Annotated in this window: 13 protein-coding genes; 3 read left to right on the top strand and 10 right to left on the bottom strand. The window is 64.8% G+C overall.

Translation table 11 applies throughout. The annotated features are described in order from the left end of the window. Positions 1 to 213: 213 nt before the first annotated feature. On the top strand, positions 214 to 1,155 hold the full coding sequence (locus Q1X76_RS08185) for an AEC family transporter (RefSeq protein ID WP_300719183.1): 942 nt from the start codon (positions 214 to 216) through the stop codon (positions 1,153 to 1,155). Positions 1,156 to 1,849: 694 nt separating this feature from the next. Here the strand turns inward: Q1X76_RS08185 and Q1X76_RS08180 are convergent. From Q1X76_RS08180 to aprB, 6 genes are all read right to left on the bottom strand, one after another. After that, a complete protein-coding gene (locus Q1X76_RS08180; RefSeq protein WP_300719182.1) occupies positions 1,850 to 2,575 on the bottom strand; it encodes a hypothetical protein in 726 nt (241 codons plus the stop codon). Between the two features lie 85 nt (positions 2,576 to 2,660). Continuing rightward, positions 2,661 to 3,845, bottom strand: coding sequence for a quinone-interacting membrane-bound oxidoreductase complex subunit QmoC (gene qmoC, locus Q1X76_RS08175; protein WP_300719181.1), 1,185 nt, complete (start codon positions 3,843 to 3,845; stop codon positions 2,661 to 2,663). Positions 3,846 to 3,858: 13 nt separating this feature from the next. Next, positions 3,859 to 6,138: an FAD-dependent oxidoreductase gene (locus Q1X76_RS08170; RefSeq protein ID WP_300719180.1), complete on the bottom strand. Its 2,280-nt coding sequence runs from the start codon at positions 6,136 to 6,138 to the stop codon at positions 3,859 to 3,861. Between the two features lie 5 nt (positions 6,139 to 6,143). Next, positions 6,144 to 7,379, bottom strand: coding sequence for an FAD-dependent oxidoreductase (locus Q1X76_RS08165; protein WP_300719179.1), 1,236 nt, complete (start codon positions 7,377 to 7,379; stop codon positions 6,144 to 6,146). A 222-nt stretch (positions 7,380 to 7,601) separates the two neighbouring features. Next, positions 7,602 to 9,590 carry an adenylyl-sulfate reductase subunit alpha gene (gene aprA / locus Q1X76_RS08160; RefSeq protein ID WP_300719178.1) on the bottom strand — a complete coding sequence of 663 codons (1,989 nt, stop codon included), beginning with the start codon at positions 9,588 to 9,590 and terminating at the stop codon, positions 7,602 to 7,604. A 37-nt stretch (positions 9,591 to 9,627) separates the two neighbouring features. Then, positions 9,628 to 10,116, bottom strand: a complete 489-nt coding sequence (aprB, locus tag Q1X76_RS08155) for an adenylyl-sulfate reductase subunit beta (protein WP_300719177.1) — start codon at positions 10,114 to 10,116, stop codon at positions 9,628 to 9,630. Positions 10,117 to 10,855: 739 nt separating this feature from the next. Between aprB and Q1X76_RS08150 the strand changes: the two genes are divergently transcribed. Beyond that, positions 10,856 to 12,664 carry a 3-phosphoshikimate 1-carboxyvinyltransferase gene (locus Q1X76_RS08150; protein ID WP_300719176.1) on the top strand — a complete coding sequence of 603 codons (1,809 nt, stop codon included), beginning with the start codon at positions 10,856 to 10,858 and terminating at the stop codon, positions 12,662 to 12,664. Between the two features lie 398 nt (positions 12,665 to 13,062). Here Q1X76_RS08150 and Q1X76_RS08145 read toward each other — a convergent pair whose 3' ends face one another. The 3 genes from Q1X76_RS08145 to cutA form a co-directional block, all read right to left on the bottom strand. Continuing rightward, positions 13,063 to 13,539, bottom strand: coding sequence for a YbaK/EbsC family protein (locus Q1X76_RS08145; protein WP_300719175.1), 477 nt, complete (start codon positions 13,537 to 13,539; stop codon positions 13,063 to 13,065). A 125-nt stretch (positions 13,540 to 13,664) separates the two neighbouring features. Then, positions 13,665 to 14,612 carry a carbohydrate kinase family protein gene (locus tag Q1X76_RS08140; protein ID WP_300719174.1) on the bottom strand — a complete coding sequence of 316 codons (948 nt, stop codon included), beginning with the start codon at positions 14,610 to 14,612 and terminating at the stop codon, positions 13,665 to 13,667. A 12-nt stretch (positions 14,613 to 14,624) separates the two neighbouring features. Then, entirely contained in the window at positions 14,625 to 14,957 is a 333-nt protein-coding gene (gene cutA, locus Q1X76_RS08135; RefSeq protein WP_300719173.1) for a divalent-cation tolerance protein CutA, read from the bottom strand. A 114-nt stretch (positions 14,958 to 15,071) separates the two neighbouring features. Between cutA and nth the strand changes: the two genes are divergently transcribed. Further along, on the top strand, positions 15,072 to 15,740 hold the full coding sequence (gene nth / locus Q1X76_RS08130) for an endonuclease III (RefSeq protein WP_300719172.1): 669 nt from the start codon (positions 15,072 to 15,074) through the stop codon (positions 15,738 to 15,740). A 291-nt stretch (positions 15,741 to 16,031) separates the two neighbouring features. Here the strand turns inward: nth and Q1X76_RS08125 are convergent, their stop codons facing one another. Further along, positions 16,032 to 16,661 carry an HD domain-containing protein gene (locus Q1X76_RS08125; protein ID WP_300719171.1) on the bottom strand — a complete coding sequence of 210 codons (630 nt, stop codon included), beginning with the start codon at positions 16,659 to 16,661 and terminating at the stop codon, positions 16,032 to 16,034. Between the last annotated feature and the right edge of the window lie 244 nt (positions 16,662 to 16,905).

Here is a 16,905-nt window from a genome sequence, read left to right as displayed (position 1 = left end):
TCCGGGAGCCGCAGCTGCCCACGCCGGGGGCATCCGGGAGCCGCCCGGCGCGTTCGGTCTCGTGCGGGGCCGCTCCGCCCGCTGCCGCCGTGAGGACGGGGCTTGCCCGCAGGCCCGGCCGTGTCATCATTTGCCGACGGTCCCGCATTGCCGCTGTCGCAGTGCGGGACCGTGCTTTTCCGGGGCAGGGCCTTCCTGCCGCAAGGTGCCGTCATGGTTTTTCTGCATGCCCTTCAGGGGATCTTCGGCCTGCTGCTCATCGTCTCCCTGGCCTACGCGCTGGCCCGCAAGGGCTGGTTCTCGCCCGAGACCCAGATCCTGCTGCCCCGCCTGGTCACGTCCGTGGCCCTGCCGCCCTATCTGTTCTATACCATCACCCATTCCTTCGGCCGGGACGACCTGATCCACCTGATCTACGGTTCGCTCTTTCCCCTGTGCAGCATCCTGCTGACCTTTGCCGTGGCCCTGGTGGTGGCCAGGGTCAGCCGCGTGGAGCGGCGGCACTTCGGCCTGTTCTGTGCCAGCTTCGCCACCTCCAATACGGTCTTCATCGGCCTGCCGGTCAATCTGGCCCTGTTCGGCGAGGCGGCCGCGCCCTATGTGCTGCTCTATTTCTTTGCCAATACCGTCTTTTTCTGGACCATCGGCAACTATGCCGTGAGCCATGACAACGAGGAGCTGCGCGGCCATGACAGCGTGCTGGACAACGTGCGCCACGTCTTCTCGCCGCCCATGCTGGGCTTTCTGGCCGGGGCCGCCCTGACCCTGGTGGACCTGCGCCTGCCGGGCTTCGTGCAGGATGCCGCCCGCTATCTGGGCAACCTCACCACGCCCCTGGCCCTGATCTTCATCGGTATCTGCCTTTACAAGATGGATCTGCGCCATCTGCGCCTTTCGCGCGATCTGGTGCTGGCCCTGCTGGGCAAGATGGTGGTCTGTCCCCTGATACTGGCTGGGCTGCTGCGCTGGGTGGAGTTGCCCGAACTCATGGAAAAGGTCTTCATCGTCCAGTCGGCCCTGCCCTGCATGATGCAGATCTCCATCCTCAGCGCCTACTACAAGACCGATGCCGAATTCGGCGCCCTGATGGTCAGCCTCTCCACCCTGATCTCCGTGCTCACCATCCCCGTGGTCATGACCTTGCTGTCGCTGTAGCGCAGGCCGGGAGCGGACCGGCGCATGGTCCGGGACAGCGTCCCGGGACAGCGGCTTGTGCCGGCGGACCGGACCGGGAGGTCTCTGGCCTTGCCGGTGCCCGCAAGGCGGTCGTCGCCGGCACGGCCTGTGCGGGCCGCCATATGCGTCCGCTCCCCACGCCGTGCCGGCTAGGGAGGGGCTGCGGCCGTCATGCACGCCGCCCCAACGGCGCCCCATAGCGGGCAGGGCCTGCGGACGGGGGAGGGGACCTTCGCTTGCTGGCTGACGCACGAAGGGGCCCTTTTCCTGCCTCAGGCTGCCCCGTCCGGCCTTGCTGCTGATGGTCGCTCCCCTGCCTCGCAAAGGGTACGACCTGTGCGGGCGTGTCCCCGCCGGAGAGCGACCGGGCCCGGAGGCCGGGCCACAGCCGTCATGGGCGTTGGCTCTCAGCCCAGCGCCGTTTGGGCGCGCCGTCCTTCCTGTACTCGGGCGCGCTCTTGCCGTTTTGCGCGGGCCCTGCGTCCTGTTCTGCCTTTGCCCTCTCGCTCCCGCTCTCGCGTCCTTGCCATGCCCGGCCTCTGCTGCTCTGCTTCTCGTCTCCCTGCCTTCGCCCGTGCGCCCGTGTGCTTCCAGCGTGCTGGCGGCGGGCGACGAAAAAGGCGCGTCCGCCGAAACGGACGCGCCTTGAATGACGCTGCTTGTGCAGCCGGGACTAGAAGCCGAAGCCGTCGGAGTTGGCGCCGCTGGAGCCGAAACCGAAATCGTCCGGCACGCCGCCGTTGTCTTCCTGGGCGGGTTCGTCGGCAGCGGCAGCTTCGCCGGCCACGCCGGCGGCGGCCACGCCCACGGTGATGTTCTTCAGATTGTCCTTGATGGCGTCCTTGATGCTCTGCATCAGTTCGTCATGGCTGATGGCGACCTTGCCCTGGAATTCGGCCACCTGACGGCGCAGACCGCCCATGTCGGTCTTCATGGTCTTGATGGTGTCTTCCAGTTTGTCGCACTTCTTCTGCAGTTCTTCGGCCTTGCCCTGATAGGGGGCCAGGGTCTCCACCTGCTGGCGCAGGTCGGCGATCTCCACGCGCTGGCTGACCATGGTGCCGTGCATGTCGTCCATCATGTCCAGCACGGTGGCGACGGCGTTCTTCAGGCAGTCGTCCATGGGGGTCAGGGAGATGGTGTCGCCCAGCAGGCGGGCGCCCTGATTGACGAAGTCGGCCCAGTTGTCATCGTCCTTGTAGTTCATTTCCAGGAACTTGGGGGACAGCTTGGCCAGCCAGGCGGCGGCGAAGGGAGCCACGGCGGCGGCGCAGGCGTCACAGACGATGCTGCGACCGGTGATGTAACCGGCGATATCTTTCACGTCCGCGCCCTTCTTGGCGACGGCCAGGGCCAGGACGGTTTCCACAGGGAACATTTTACGAGCGGTATCAGACATTTTCGGCCTCCTCCTCGGAGAACGGTGTTTTGCAGTGTGAGCCTGTGCGGGCCGTCGTCACGGGGCGACGGCCCGAAAGACCATCCTAGTAGCCGCGCCCGTACATGCGGACGAAGACCAGGGCCGCGGTGCGGTACACGAAGTGACCGAGCTTGGACCACGGCAGGTAAGCAAAGAGCATCCACACAAAGACCAGATGCAGGTAGTACACCACAAAGGCGGGGTGAATGGCGTCGGCCAGGCGGAAGATCTGGGACAGGATGCCCGTCAGGGCCACCAGCCAGATGATGCCCAGCAGATACCAGTCATACCAGCTCGAACCCTGATGCTTGGGGTTCAGCTTCAGACGGCGGGCGGTGAGGATGCCCAGACCGCAGACCAGCATGATGGCGCCGATATTGGCCAGGATCTTCACGGGGAAGGTCAGGGACATGGGGGTCTCGATCTTGATGAGCGGGATCACCTTGCCGCCCCAGTGGCCCAGGGCCACCACGGCCGTCACGAAAGCCAGGATGACGAAGCTGTACACCAGCAGCATGTGGCCGCCCTTGCGGTTGGGCACATTGGTACCGGTCTTGGGGCCAGCTTCGCAGTCGTCGAACTTGCGATGGGTCACCACTTCGTCGATGAGCACGTCCAGCAGGTGCCAGTACCAGGCCTTGGTCTTGCCCAGCACGGTCAGGCGGCCTTCAGGCTTGAACATGCCCCAGAGCTTGCGCACACCCTTGTAGAGGATGAAGCAGGCCCCGAAGAAGGTGATCATGAAGATGGGGTCGATGGTATAGTCGCCGTAGAAGACCTGGCCGAACACGATGCGGCCGTCAGCGGCGCGGGGGAACCAGTTGCCGTCATTGAAGCCGGCGCGGATCCACCAGATGATGAGCCACAGCAGGGCCGGGATGGCGAAGAGGTAGGGCAGGCCGGCGGGCTTGCTCATCCACTTGCCCACGACGGTGGGCTCGGTCAGATCGCGGTAGACCATGTTGCGGGCCGCGCCCATGACATCGGCGGGACGGGCACCACGGGGGCAGAGATCCGCGCAGTTGCCGCAGTTGTGGCAGAGCCACAGGTCCACGTCGGTGACCAGTTTGTCCTTGAGGCCCCAGGACGCCCACACCATTTCCTTGCGGGGGTAGGGAGCGTTTTCCGGAGCCATGGGGCAGGCCACGGAGCAGGTGGCGCACTGATAGCATTTTTTCAGGCTGTCGCCGCCCGCTTCCATCAGCTCCCGCGTAAAGGTGGAATCCGGCTTGAGAATATTCTGTGCCATTGCAGCCTTCCTCCTACATGCCCTTGAACGGGTTGGGGCCGAGTTCCACGATGCGAGCGACGAATTCGTCGATCATGTCCGGCACCTTGTCATATTCGTCGATGGCCACTTCCAGCTGGTCAACGCGTTCGGGCTGCACGCCCAGACGGTTCAGGGTCTCGGCGATGTTTTCCTTGCGGCGGTTGCAGATCTCCGAACCCTTGATGAAGTGGCACTGATAGTCTTCGCCATATTTGCAGCCCAGCAGCAGCACGCCGTCGAAGCCCTTGCTCATGGCGTCAGACACCCAGATGGCGTTGACGGAGCCGAGGCAGCGCACGGGGATGATGCGGCAGTAGGGGCTCCAGGCCTTGCGGCGCATGCCGGCCATATCCAGGGCGGGGTAGGCGTCGTTTTCGCAGGCCAGGATGAGGATACGGGGGCCTTCCTTCTTGAAGTCCTTGGGCACCACAACTTCGCGGATCATGGAACCGATCTGGTCGATGTTGTAGTTGGCAAAGGAGATCACGCGCTCGGGGCAGGCGCCGAAGCAGGTACCGCAACGGCGGCAGCGGGCCGGGTTGGGCTTGGGCGTACCCTTTTCGTCGTCGTCCAGGGCGCCGAAGGGGCATTCTTCGGTGCAGCGCTTGCACTGGGTGCAGCGCACGAAGTTGAACACGGGGTAGGAATTGTCGCCGGAGCGGGGGTGCACGGCCACACCGTGGGAAGCGGCTTCCACACACTGCATGGCTTTGAGCACGGCGCCGCGAGCGTCTTCCTCACAGGCGTCCAGGGTCTGGGGCTGACGCACGCAACCGGCGGCGTAGACGCCGGTGCGGCGGGTTTCGTAGGGGAAGCAGATGTAGTTGGAGTCCGCGAAACCGTCGAAGAGCTGCAGGTCCGGGAAGTCCGGGCCCTGGCGGTATTCGAAGCCCACCACCACGTCCGTGGCGGTCGTGGGCACGATACCGGTGGGCAGCACCACCAGATCCACATCCAGGTCGAAGTCCATGCCCAGCAGGGTGTTCTTGCAGCTGACCACCATGTGGTCGCCGGCTTCGCGGATCTCGGTGACGTCGGCCTTGGTCATCATCAGGCCCAGACGGTCCTGCATCTTCTTGTAGAAGCGTTCCAGGATGCCGGGGATGGTCATGTCCTTGTACAGCACGAAGGTCTGCACGGCGTCGTCGGTCTTGTCGCAGACCAGGTTGGCCAGGCGCAGCATGCCCACGCTGTTGACGGCGTTGGAGTAACGCAGGTGCTTGATGCTTTCCAGGTTCTCCTTGACGAAGACCTTTTCCTCTTCTTCCGCGGGAGCGGCGGCAGGAGCGGCTTCGGCTTCGGCAGCAGCGGCCGCGGCGGCGGCAGCGGCTTCGTCAGCGGCTTTCTGCAGGGCTTCTTCGGCGATGGTGGTATCGAGCACGAAGGCGATGCGGCGGGCATCGACCTTGCCTTCGTTCAGCATCTTGGCGAACTGGGCGGCATGGACGACCTTGGGGCTCACGCCCAGGCCCATGCTTTCCAGATACTTGTCGCCCAGCGGCACCCAGCCGGTGGCCAGGACCACGGCGCCGATGTCGAAGGTCTGGTCGCCGCTGGCGGTGACCACGGTGGCCTTGAACTCGCCGGGCTGGCCTTCCAGTTTGCCCATGTGGGCGTTCAGCAGCACGGTGATGTTGCTGTTGCCGGTGACGGCGGCGATCTTTTCAGGCAGGTTGGTGGGTTCGCGGTCTTCCCACGGGGCCTTCAGGGGCGAGCCCATGGGCATGTTGTTGACCGCGCCGCCGAGCTTGTCGGCCTTTTCCACCAGCACCACTTCGTAGCCGGTCTTGGCGGCTTCCAGGGCGGCGGTGAGGCCGGTCCAGCCGCCACCGATGACCAGGAGGCGCTTCACGCCTTCGATGGCCGCGGAGTCGGGCATGGAGCTCTTCTGCAGTTTGACCACGCCCATGTTCAGGTAGTCGGTGGCCATCTGGGTCAGCAGGGCGGGAGCCGCGCCGCTGAAGGAAGAACCGTCGGGGTTCTTGTAGGCGAGCACGCACTGTTCGCGCAGGTTCACATATTCCACCTGCACGGGCAGCTGCCAGGGGGTGGCTTCGTCGCGGGGGCTGGCGCCGCAGAAGAGCACGCCGTCAAGGCCGTTGGCCTCGATATCGGCACGCACTTCTTCTTCGGCCGCGCGCAGCACGGGCACCACTTTCACCACAGCGGTGAAGTCCGCCCATTTGCTGCGGACCTGTTCGGCCAGGGCTTCCACATCCAGGCCGCCGCCGATGTTCTGTACGTCAAAATAGACGCCGATCTTGCTGGCCATGCCGCCTACCTCCCTTTCACCGTTTGCACCGCCTTGAGAGCGGCGGCCGTGCCGGACTGCGCGGTACGCATCACGTCCAGCGGCATGCGGGCGCAACCGGCGGCAAAAATGCCAGCCTCTTCACCGCCCATGACGAAGCCGTCTTCGTCCAGGGGCAGGGGCAGGGGCAGGCTTTCGGTGGCCAGGCTGGGCTGCATGCCCGTGGCCAGCACCACCATGTCATAATCCAGATGCAGCTTTTCACCGCGGATGGCGTCTTCGACGGTCACGGTGACGTTGTCGTCAGCGGCCTGGGCCAGGTCAGCCACCTTGCCCTTGATGAAGCGCACATTGGGAGCGGCCTTCACCTTGTCCAGCACCTTCACATAGCGGCCCGGGGTACGCAGGTCGATGTAGAACACCGAGATCTGGGTCTCGGGGAACTGCTCGCAGACGTACTGGCACTGCTTGAGGGTGGCCATACAGCAGATGTAGGAGCAGTAGTTGAGGTGGTTCTGGTCACGGGAACCGGCGCACTGCACGAAGGCGATGCGTTTGGGACGACGGCCGTCGGTGGGACGGACGATCTTGCCGCCGGTGGGGCCGAAGGGGGAGGCCAGGCGTTCGAGCTGCATGTTGCTCACGCAGTTCTTGATCTTGCCGGCGCCCAGGTTGGCCAGGTTGGTGACATCATAGGGCTTCCAGCCGGTGGCCACCACGATGGCGCCCACATTGAGCTCGATCTCGCGGGCGGTCTCGTTCTGGTCCAGGAACTTCTGGCCGGCGACGCGGGCGGCGTCGGCCTTGCTCAGGGCGTTGGTGTCCAGCACGAAACGGTTGGGGAAGGCGAAAGGCATGGATTTGTACAGGGCCTTGCGCCGGGACAGCCCGAAGTCGAATTCGTTGGGCACGGTGCCTTCCAGGCTGGAGGCCAGGAGGGTGAAGTCCACGTTGTGCGCGGCCACCTTGCGGGGCTCGATGCGCACGGTGGCGGTGTAGTCACCCTTGCAGCCGACCAGCTTGGTCACCTGGGCCATGGTGAAAAATTTGATGCGGGGGTTCTTCCTGATGCGCTGGAACTGGATTTCCAGCCCGCAGGAGGGGGGACAGAGTTTGGGGAAATATTTGTTGAGCTGGGCCACACGGCCGCCCAGGTAGGGCGACTTTTCCACGATATAGACCTCGTGGCCCAGTTCCGCCGCTTCGATGGCGGCAGTAAGGCCTGCAAAGCCGCCGCCCACGACGAGAATGGAGTTGGACATCCTGGATATCCTCCTGCGTTACAGCGCCGTGGCCCCTCTGCGGGGCGGCGCGCACGCCTGCCCGGTTGTATGGGATTGCCGGGCGGCGCAAATTGAGGGCCCTTGGCCCTGCCGCGCGGCGCATATTCCAAGGCGCGGCGGGGAGCTTGCATGTCGCACACCCGCCGCGCCGAAAAAAATGGGGTGGCCTAGGCGGCCACCCCAGGGATGTTCTTCCGCCTACTAGTCAGGGATAATCTGGTAGTAGGGCTTCTTGAAGATCTTGGTTTCGCCGGTGGCGGGGTCGTACTTGGAGTTCACGAAGCACTTCCACTTGCTGTCGTCGATGCCCATGAAGTCAGCACGATAGTAGAAGCCGGGGTAACGGGATTCTTCGCGGAAGGCGATGTGCTGCATGTGCAGACGCACAGTCCACAGACGATGGTAGTTTTCCCAGCAACGCAGCAGTTCGTGCAGGTCGCGGGCAGCCAGTTTGGCGGAGTCTTCTTCCATCATGCCGAGCAGATAGAAGCCGGTGTCCAGCAGAGCCTTGGAGGTGGTGTAGTAGGTACCCACGCCGCCGCCGTATTCGTCGGTGCACTTCACGAGGCGCATCATGAAGTTCTTGGGCGTGATGTAGTTGGGGTTCACCACGGGGTCAGTGGAGGCGTCCTTGCCGGCCAGGAAGTTGTAGTAAGGACGGTAGATCAGTTTCTTCAGTTCTTCGGCGCTTTCCTTGATTTCAGGCTTGAAATCCTTGTGGTCGACGCACCAGCGCACCAGCTGCTTGCCGGCGATGCGGCCTTCAGCGTGGGAGCCGGAGGAGAACTTGTGGCCGGAAGCGCCCACGCCGTCGGCGCAGGTGAACAGGCCTTCCACGGTGGTCATGCGGTTGTAGACCTTACCGTTGCTGGCACGGACCTTGTAGTCTTCGGGCACCCAAGCTTCGTCGGGACCGGAAACCCAGATACCGCAGCAGCCGGAGTGGGAGCCGAGCAGGTAAGGTTCGGTGGGCATGATTTCGGAGCCGCGTTCTTCAGGAGCGGTGTTGGTGGCAGCCCACAGGTTGGCCTGACCAACGCACATATCCAGGAAGTCTTCCCAGGCTTCGGATTCGAGGTCTTTCTGCTGTTCTTCGGTCAGGGTGGCGAAGGTGGTCAGCAGGGCGGTCTTGGTGTCCATGTAGATGGGGCCGCGGCCTTCGCGCATTTCACGAAGCATCATGTGGTTACGCAGGCAGGTGGGGATCACGTGGCCCTTGGCGTAGCCGCGATCTTCGTAGGGCTTCAGCATGGCGCGGTTGGTGGCGCAGTAGTCTTCGCCCTTGCTGTTGGTGGCTTTGGCCTTGAACAGCAGGAACCAGGCGCCCACAGGACCGTAGCCGTCCTTGAAGCGGGCGGGGACGAAGCGGTTTTCCATCATGGTCATTTCGGCGCCGACCTGAGCGCACATGGTGTAGGTGGAACCGGCGTTCCACACGGGGTACCAGGCGCGGCCCATGCCTTCACCGGTGGAGCGGGGACGGTACACGTTGACGGCACCGCCGGCGGCCACCATGATGGCGTTGGCTTTGAAGATGTGCACTTCGTTGGTACGGACGCTGAAGCCCACGGCACCGGCGATGCGGTTGGGGGTGTTCTTGTCGAGGAGCAGCTTCACGATGAAGATGCGTTCCATCAGACGGTCTTCACCCAGGGCATTCTTGGCGGCTTCGGCCACGATGCATTTGTAGGATTCACCGTTGATCATGATCTGCCAGCGGCCGGAGCGGACGGGTTCGTCGCCCTTGCGCAGGCTCTTGCCGGCGGCCTTGGCGGTGGCGCCGTTCATGTTGTGGCCGTTTTCGTCCTTGATCCAGCAGGGCAGGCCCCAATCTTCGAACAGATGCACGGAGTCGTCAACGTGACGGCCCACGTCGAAGATCAGGTCTTCGCGGACCAGACCCATGAGGTCGGTGCGGACCATGCGGACATAGTCGTCGGCGGTGTTTTTGCCGAGGTAGGTGTTGATGGCGGACAGACCCTGGGCCACGGCGCCGGAGCGTTCGAGGGCGGCCTTGTCGCACAGCAGGATCTTCAGGCCCTGTTTGTCGCCCCAGCGAACGGCTTCATAAGCCGCGCCGCAGGCACCCATACCGCCGCCCACGATCAGCAGGTCGACGTCATGTTCCTTCACTTCCGGTTCAGCAATGGCAACGCCTTTCATCGCTTCCTTGACGGGAATCATAGGCATAGTGATTTCTCCTTAAGCTCTATGCGGTTACTGCTCTCTAGCGGCCCTGTTCCATGGCGGTGAAGACCTTGTCGGCTTCAGCCACTTCGAACTTCTTGCCCAGGACTTCGATGGGGGTGGCCAGCTTTTCTTCGGTGAACAGCAGTTCGTCGTCGAGGTTGGCGCCTTCCGGACGACCTTCGTAGGGCTTGATGGAGCCTTCAGGAGTGGTACGGATGGGGAATTTGAAGCGTTTCACGCTGCCGTTGCGGAACTGCACGGTCCACATGATGGAGTCGGCAGAGCGCATGGGGATACAGGTACCGCCCATGGGAGCAAAGTCAGCGTAAGGACGAGCGGTGATGGCGCCCTGGGGGCAGATTTTCACGCAGGAATAGCATTCCCAGCAGGCGTCGGGTTCCTGGTTGTACGCCTTCATTTCCTGAGGATCGAGGATCATCAGGTCGTTCGGGCAGATGTACATGCAGGCCGTCTTTTCGCCACCCTTGCAGCCGTCGCATTTGGACGGATCGACAAACGTAGGCATAACGTATCCTCCAACTCTTTAAGTGTTTCAGGTCACTTTGACCATATGGGCAGCCACTCGGGCCGCCCGAGTGCCGTCTTGATTTTACGCCCCTGGGCAACAGCGCCCAAGGTCGTACGCTTGTGTTTTTAGTAACAAGCTAACCCTCTCCACGTCAAGTCCCCTTTTGAAAATTTCGTGGGAACTCTTTGTGAAAAACGACACAACCGACTATAATCCTTGCTCTTTTTGGTTAGCATAATTTTTCTGCCGTGTAAAGACGCGCTCCCTTTTGACTGGAATGACCGGAGATGACAGGATTTTTTTGAAAAAAACTCTTTTTATCCGCCGGTTAGAACAAAAGCCCCAGGGCCGGGCACGCGGAAGTTGTATTAAAATATCTATTGATTACAAATGGTTGTACGTCGGACTTTTTCCTGTCTGCACGCATATTTTTCTTTTCCGCTGGCCCTGGCGGCCCGGAGCAGGGTGAAAAAAGCCCTGGAGCCTGGAAAATATATAATAAAATTAACTAGTTTTGAATAACATATTGTATTTTAATGATTTATTTGATACCGCCCTTGAATCAGGAAGTATTCCTGTTTCGTGGGATGAAGCCTTCCCGGAGCTTGCACCCTCTTTCACAGCCTGCCGGGAAAAGCCGCCATTTTGCGCTTGCCAGTGCGCGCGTTTCGGGCTACAGCATCCCCACAAATTCATAGAGCGACGCGCCGTCCGGCGGTCGAGAGGAGCATCCAGCATGAACGAGCACCACGAATTCCGACCCGCCCAGAGGCCGGACAAACGCAGCGACCGCCCCGAAGGGCGTTTCGAGGCCAGAAGCGACGGCAAGCCCGAACGTCCGCGCCGCAGCCTGCGCGAGACCGTCTGTGACATCGACCGCGACATCCTGCGCATGCTCATGCGCCGCCACAACCTCATCAGGCGCATGTACAATGCCAAGGGCTTCCTGGAGCCCGCGGAAGAGAAGAGCATCCGCGAATCCTGGGAGGCCGCCGTCTCCCGCGTCAGCCGCGATCCCCGCCTGAGCGGCCGTTTCTTCACCCTGATGCAGGAAATGGAATTCCTGCCCCGTCCCGGTGAGGACGGCGAAGCCCAGCGCCCCGCCTTCAACCTCGCTCCCGCCGATCTGCCCGTGCGCCTGAGCATGGCCGCGCCGCGCGCCTGCCGCCTGACCCGCGCCTGGATCGCCCTGGCCGCCTGCCACGGTCAGAGCGTGCGCATCGCCCCGGCCCTGATGAACGATCCCGTGGTGGACTGCGTCAAGCTGCTCAATCAGCTGGGCGCCCACGTCAACCGTGACGACGGCGCCGTCCATGTGGCCGCCGGCGCTCCCCTGGGCACGCCGGACAAGGTGCTCTTCGTGGGCGACAGCGCCTGGAATTTCTATCTGCTCCTGGGCCACTATCTGGGCCGTCCCTCGCGCACCAAGTTCACCGGCGGCGCGGCCCTCAAGCTGGCCGACCTCAGCGCCGTCCGCCGTTTCCTGCCCCTGATGGGTGCGCGCCTGGTGCATGTGGTGCCCAAGTCCGACGGCTTCCCGGTGCGCATCGAATGTTCCGGCGTGCTGCCCGGCAAGGTGGTCTTCCCGGCCGATGCCCCGGTGGAACTGGCCGAAGGCATCATGCTGGCCGCGCCCGCCTATGAGCGCGCCATCACCCTGGACCTGGCCGCCATGCCCGGGCGCGAGCTGGCCTTCGCCCGCATCCTGCCCGTGCTGGAGGCCGCTGGCGCCGACGTGCGCCGCGAAGGCGATACGCTGCACTTCCAGCCCTGTGCCCTGACCATCCCCGTCGAGCCCGACCTGCCGGCGGAACCGGAACTGGCCGTGTTCCTGATGGGCCTGGCCCCCGCCCTGGGCGGCGAGGTGCGTCTGGAAGGCCGCTGGCCTGAATGGCCCGGGGCCGAAGCCGGTCTGCAGCTGCTGCGCCGCACCGGCGCCAGGGTGGAATGCTCGGCCACGGAGATGCTGGCCTGCAGCCAGAAGCCCCTGGCCGGACTGCCCGGCGATTTCGCCCTGCCCGAAGGCCTGCCCGCCTCCTGGCGGCCGCTGGCGGTGGCCCTGAGCGCCATGACGGCCCTGCGCGGCGGCCACGCCACGCTGCCTGCCGGTCTGGAAGCCGAGGAGACCGTGGTGGAAAGCTATCTGCATGCCGCCGGTCTGGCGCTGGACGCCGAAGGCCGCCTCACGGCCTGGAAGCCCGGGGAGGAGATGCCGGAGACGGAAGAACCGGACGAGGAAGGGCGCCCCGTGCGCAAGCCCCGTCCCGCCCTGCAGGCCCGCGGCTGGAACGCGCCCGACGCCACCTGGGCCGTGGCCCTGGCCCTGGCGGCCTGCGCCCGCGGCAAACAGGAAGGCTTCAAGCTGGGCAATCCCGGCGTGCTCACCGAGCTCTACCCGCCCTTCTGGGTGCTGTACAATAATCTGCCCGAGCCGCACATGACGCGCGAGCATCGCGAAGCGCCCGCCGAACCGGCCCGGAACCGCCGCCGCGTCATCACCAACGCCGTGGCCGTGCCGCCGCCGCTGGAAGACGAGGATTACTAGGATCCGTTGCCTCCGGCCGTCCTGCCCTCGCGCAGGGGGCAGGGGGACCGGGCTCCGTGGCGCGCGGTGACGCTCCGGCTCGGATATATATAATGAAAGGGCGCCCCTCCCGCATGGAGAGGGACGCCCTTTTTTCGTGATGCCAGCCGGGGACGGCCTGAAGGAAGACAGGGGCACCGCGGACAACAGCCGCGCCCTTGCCGTGCGTTCCGCGGCACGCATCCGGCCCGGACATCCGGTGCAGATATCCGGCCCGGGACACGTCCCCGGGGCGCCGGCGGCCGTGAGGTCATCGCGGGCCGGCCGGCAGCGCGCCTTTGGAAGCAGGACGGGGCGTCCGCAGGGCCGGCGCGGCCCTGTCCGTCCGTGGTGATCGTCCGCGACGGCGCGGCGGCCGCTCAGGCCAGTTCTTCCGGCAGCTTGCAAAGATCCGCCCACTGCCCGCCGGTGACGGCGGCCAGCTCGTCGGGCGTCAGCTGCACGGCATTGTTGGGCGCACCGGCAGCGGGATAGATCACATCATAACGCTTGAGGCTCTCGTCCAGGAAGACGCGCACGCCTTCCGGCAGGGCAAAGGGGCAGACGCCGCCCTGCGGATGGCCGGTCAGGCGCTCCACATCGTCCACGGGGATGAAATGCGCTTTTTCGTGGAACAGGTCCTTGAATTTGCGATTGTCCAGACGGGCCAGGCCCATGGCCACCACCAGCACGGGGCCCGTGGCGGTGAGGATGGACAGGGTCTTGGCGATGCGCCCGGCTTCGCAGTGCAGGGCCTCGGCAGCCAGGGCCACGGTGGCGCTGGAGACGGTGAATTCACGGTAGCGGTCGCCCAGACCGTGGGCGGCCAGTTGCGCCCTGACGGCTTCGGTACGCATGGATGCTCCTTGTGGGGATGATCCGCCATGCGCCGGGCCGGGACGGCCCCGGGGCATGGCGGGAGAGGGGCCCCGCTCCGGGGGCGGGACGGCAAAAGGGACCTGCCGCGCAGGCCCTGCTCCGGCTACAGGCTGATGGGCAGGGGGCCGAAGCTGGCTTCGTAACGCTTGCGGAACTCTTCCTTGCTGAAGCGATGTTCCTGGGTGCCCACCTTCTCGATGGCGTAGCAGGCGCTCACAGCGCCCAGCCTGGCGGCCTCGGGCATCTCCAGGCCGCAGACCAGGCCCTTGAGCAGGCCAGCGCGGTGGGAGTCGCCCGCGCCGGTGGGGTCTTTCACGCCGTCGCAGGGGACGGCCGGCACGCGCACGTCCACGCCCTGCGCGTTGCGCACGCGCTGGCCGTCGCCGCCCAGGGTGGTCACCAGCCAGCCGGTCATGGCCACCAGTTCTTCCTCGCTCTTGCCGGTCTTCTTGCAGACCATGCCCAGCTCGTAGTCATTGGTCACGCAGGCATAGGAGCCCCGGATGGCGTCGCAAAGGTCGTCGCCCGAAAGCACGGGCAGCTGCTGGCCGGGATCGAAGATGTAGCGCACGCCCTTTTCGCGGAAGAAGGCGGGCAGACGGCGCATGTCGTCCACGCTGCCGGGGGAGACGATGGCCCAGTCCGCGGCGGGATCGAGACGGGGGAAGGTGTAGGTGGCGGGCTGGCTCATGGCGCCGGGATAGAAGCCCGTGATCTGGTTGTTGTTCTGGTCCGTGGTGATGTAGCACAGGGCCGTGAAGACGTCGGAATCGCGCCGGATGCCTTCCAGGGACAGGCCCAGCTTTTCCCAGGCGGCCGCGTAGCCGGTGAAGTCGCGCCCGGCGGCCGAGACCACGATGGGTTTCTCGCCCAGCAGGGCCAGGGTGTAGGCGATGTTGCCCGCGCAGCCGCCGCGGCGTTCGTCCATGCTGTCCACCATGAAGCTGACGCTCAGCATGTGGAGCTTGTCCATGAGCACATGGTCCTGCAGGTTGCCGCCAAAGGTCATGATGCGGTCAAAAGCCAGGGAACCGGAAACATAAATGGCCATCTTCGTTCCTTCTCAGTCGTTCTGCCGCCCTGCGGGCAGGCTGTTTTCGGCGATCCAGTCCAGAAAGGGCGCGTGCCCCTTTTCCAGCGGCATGCCGACGATACAGGGCACGTCATACGGATGGGCCGCTGCGACGGCGGCCCGGAAATCTTCCCACGCCGCGCGGCTGACCTGGGCCAGCAGCAGACATTCGCGGGCCTCGCGGATCTCGCCTTTCCAGCGATAGACGGACAGGGCTCCGGGCAGGATGTTCACCCCGGCGGCCAGCTCCCGCTGCACCACCAGATGGGCCAGGGTGCGGGCGGTCGCTCCGTCGGGCACGGTCACACAGGCAAGCAGGCTCATGGCATCCTCCTGTTCGGAAAGTGGGAAAAGCGGAGCCAAGGATACACCAGCGGGCCGCAAAAACCAAGGGCGGGCCGCCTTGCCCCGCCTGCCTTCCTGTGGCATAGCTGGCCCATGAGCGCAAAAAAATCCCTGCCGCGCGGGGCCTTCGCCCGCGCCGAGAACGTCCTTGCGGCCCTTCAGGCCCGCTACCCCCGTCCCGCCACCCATCTCGACGCCCGCAATGCCTGGGAACTGCTGGTGGCCACGGTGCTGGCCGCCCAGTGCACCGACGCCCGCGTCAATACCGTGACGCCGGAACTTTTCCGCCGCTGGCCCGGCCCGGCCGAGCTGGCCCTGGCCACCCAGGAAGAACTGGAAAGCGTCATCCGGCCCACCGGCTTCTACCACAGCAAGGCCCGCAACCTGCTGGGCGCGGCGCGGCGCGTGGTCTCCGTCTACGGCGGCGAGGTGCCGCCCCGCCTCGACGAGCTCGTCACCCTGCCCGGCGTGGCCCGCAAAACGGCCAATGTGGTGCTGTTCGGGGCCTTCGGCATCAATGAGGGCCTGGCCGTGGATACCCACGTCAAGCGCATCAGCTACCGCCTGGGCCTCACCGCCCACACCGATCCCGTGGATATCGAACAGGACCTGATGCGCCTCTTCCCCCGTGCCGAATGGGGCGACGTCAACCACCGCATGGTCTGGTTCGGCCGCGATGTCTGCCACGCCCGCAGCCCCCGCTGCGCGGCATGCGAGATGGCCGGCTTCTGCCCCCGCCGCGAACCGCCCAGAGGGAAATAGCCTTTCCCCACACCCTCATCCTCCTTCAAACGCGCTTTATGAGTCATCTCCATCACCGCCGGACACGGCCCTTGCGAGGTCCTGCGCTTCCTCCTCTCGCGCATGTCGGCAAGTTCCCGGTCCGCTGGGATTTCTTCTTTTTCTGTCGTGCTCTGGCCGGCCTGAGGTGAGCCGGCCAGAGAGGGCAGTTCATCCGGCTCCGTGACGAACGAAACAGCCCGGCCTCCGTCGAGGCCGGGCTGTCATCGTTATCGGGAGAGGGCCGTCCTGGAGAGAATCGGGACGGGCATCCTACTTGCGGTCCACCCACCATTTTTTGTCCACGCGGCCATACCACCAGCGATTGTGGTCCGTGCGCAGGATGACGTCGCACAGGGCGCGGGCCTGCGGGCTGCGCAGGCGCTTGACCGCGCTGTCCAGCCAGTCGGCGGCGAATCTGTTGCCCTTGTCCAGCTCGGCCTTGAGGTTGCAGATCAGGTCCAGCTGGTCGGCGTCATGGGCCAGCACGGCTTCCGGGCTCTGCCGCTGTTCCAGTTCGTCCCAGCCGTCGAGGATGTCCTGTTCCAGACCGGTGCCATCCACGGCGTCGTGCAGGGCCTCGCGGTCGCGGCAGGTGTCGTAACGGTGGTTGACGTAGTTGAAATCGCCGGTGCGGGCTTCGTGCAGGTCGTGGAACAGGCAGAGGAAGGTCACGCGCGCGGCGTCGGCCCCGGCCAGCCTGGCCAGGGTATAGCCGATGACGCTGGTGCGGTAGGAATGCTCGGCCACGTTCTCGCTGCCGGAACCCAGGAAGGCATAGCCGCTGCGCGGCGTGTGGCGCAGGTGGCCCGCCTCGTGGAAAAAGTCCGCGATGCGTTCCAGCTGCCGTTCGTCAAGCAAGGCCGGCGCGGCCGTGTTTTTGTTTGGGCTATCCTGTGCCATGTGTGTTTCCTCATGGATGGAGCGCGCTGCCCCTCCGTTGCTGATCTGTGCGAAAACTGTCCGGTGCGCGCCGTCGTCCGCCCCGGTGCACGTCCACCCCTTTCCGTCTTTGCTCAACCGCCGGCAGGCGGTGTTTTTTCGGGGGACGGCCGCGCGGGCAAGGCCATGGCCTTCCCGAGCCTCGCCATCCTCCTGAGCAAAGCGCGTTGGGGGAGGGATGGGGGGCCGGGGGGAAGGGAACCCC

The sequence above is a fragment of the uncultured Desulfovibrio sp. genome, assembly GCF_949282365.1.
In the GTDB taxonomy this organism is placed as follows: Bacteria; Desulfobacterota; Desulfovibrionia; order Desulfovibrionales; family Desulfovibrionaceae; genus Desulfovibrio.
This window is presented reverse-complemented; position numbering and strand designations above follow the sequence as displayed.

Excerpts from the sequence above, each read along its gene's own strand:
- Q1X76_RS08185 (WP_300719183.1), top strand. The coding sequence starts at position 214 with ATGGTTTTTCTGCATGCCCTTCAGGGGATCTTCGGCCTGCTGCTCATC.
- Q1X76_RS08180 (WP_300719182.1), bottom strand. The coding sequence starts at position 2,575 with ATGTCTGATACCGCTCGTAAAATGTTCCCTGTGGAAACCGTCCTGGCC.
- qmoC (WP_300719181.1), bottom strand. The coding sequence starts at position 3,845 with ATGGCACAGAATATTCTCAAGCCGGATTCCACCTTTACGCGGGAGCTG.
- Q1X76_RS08170 (WP_300719180.1), bottom strand. The coding sequence starts at position 6,138 with ATGGCCAGCAAGATCGGCGTCTATTTTGACGTACAGAACATCGGCGGC.
- Q1X76_RS08165 (WP_300719179.1), bottom strand. The coding sequence starts at position 7,379 with ATGTCCAACTCCATTCTCGTCGTGGGCGGCGGCTTTGCAGGCCTTACT.
- aprA (WP_300719178.1), bottom strand. The coding sequence starts at position 9,590 with ATGCCTATGATTCCCGTCAAGGAAGCGATGAAAGGCGTTGCCATTGCT.
- aprB (WP_300719177.1), bottom strand. The coding sequence starts at position 10,116 with ATGCCTACGTTTGTCGATCCGTCCAAATGCGACGGCTGCAAGGGTGGC.
- Q1X76_RS08150 (WP_300719176.1), top strand. The coding sequence starts at position 10,856 with ATGAACGAGCACCACGAATTCCGACCCGCCCAGAGGCCGGACAAACGC.
- Q1X76_RS08145 (WP_300719175.1), bottom strand. The coding sequence starts at position 13,539 with ATGCGTACCGAAGCCGTCAGGGCGCAACTGGCCGCCCACGGTCTGGGC.
- Q1X76_RS08140 (WP_300719174.1), bottom strand. The coding sequence starts at position 14,612 with ATGGCCATTTATGTTTCCGGTTCCCTGGCTTTTGACCGCATCATGACC.
- cutA (WP_300719173.1), bottom strand. The coding sequence starts at position 14,957 with ATGAGCCTGCTTGCCTGTGTGACCGTGCCCGACGGAGCGACCGCCCGC.
- nth (WP_300719172.1), top strand. The coding sequence starts at position 15,072 with ATGAGCGCAAAAAAATCCCTGCCGCGCGGGGCCTTCGCCCGCGCCGAG.
- Q1X76_RS08125 (WP_300719171.1), bottom strand. The coding sequence starts at position 16,661 with ATGGCACAGGATAGCCCAAACAAAAACACGGCCGCGCCGGCCTTGCTT.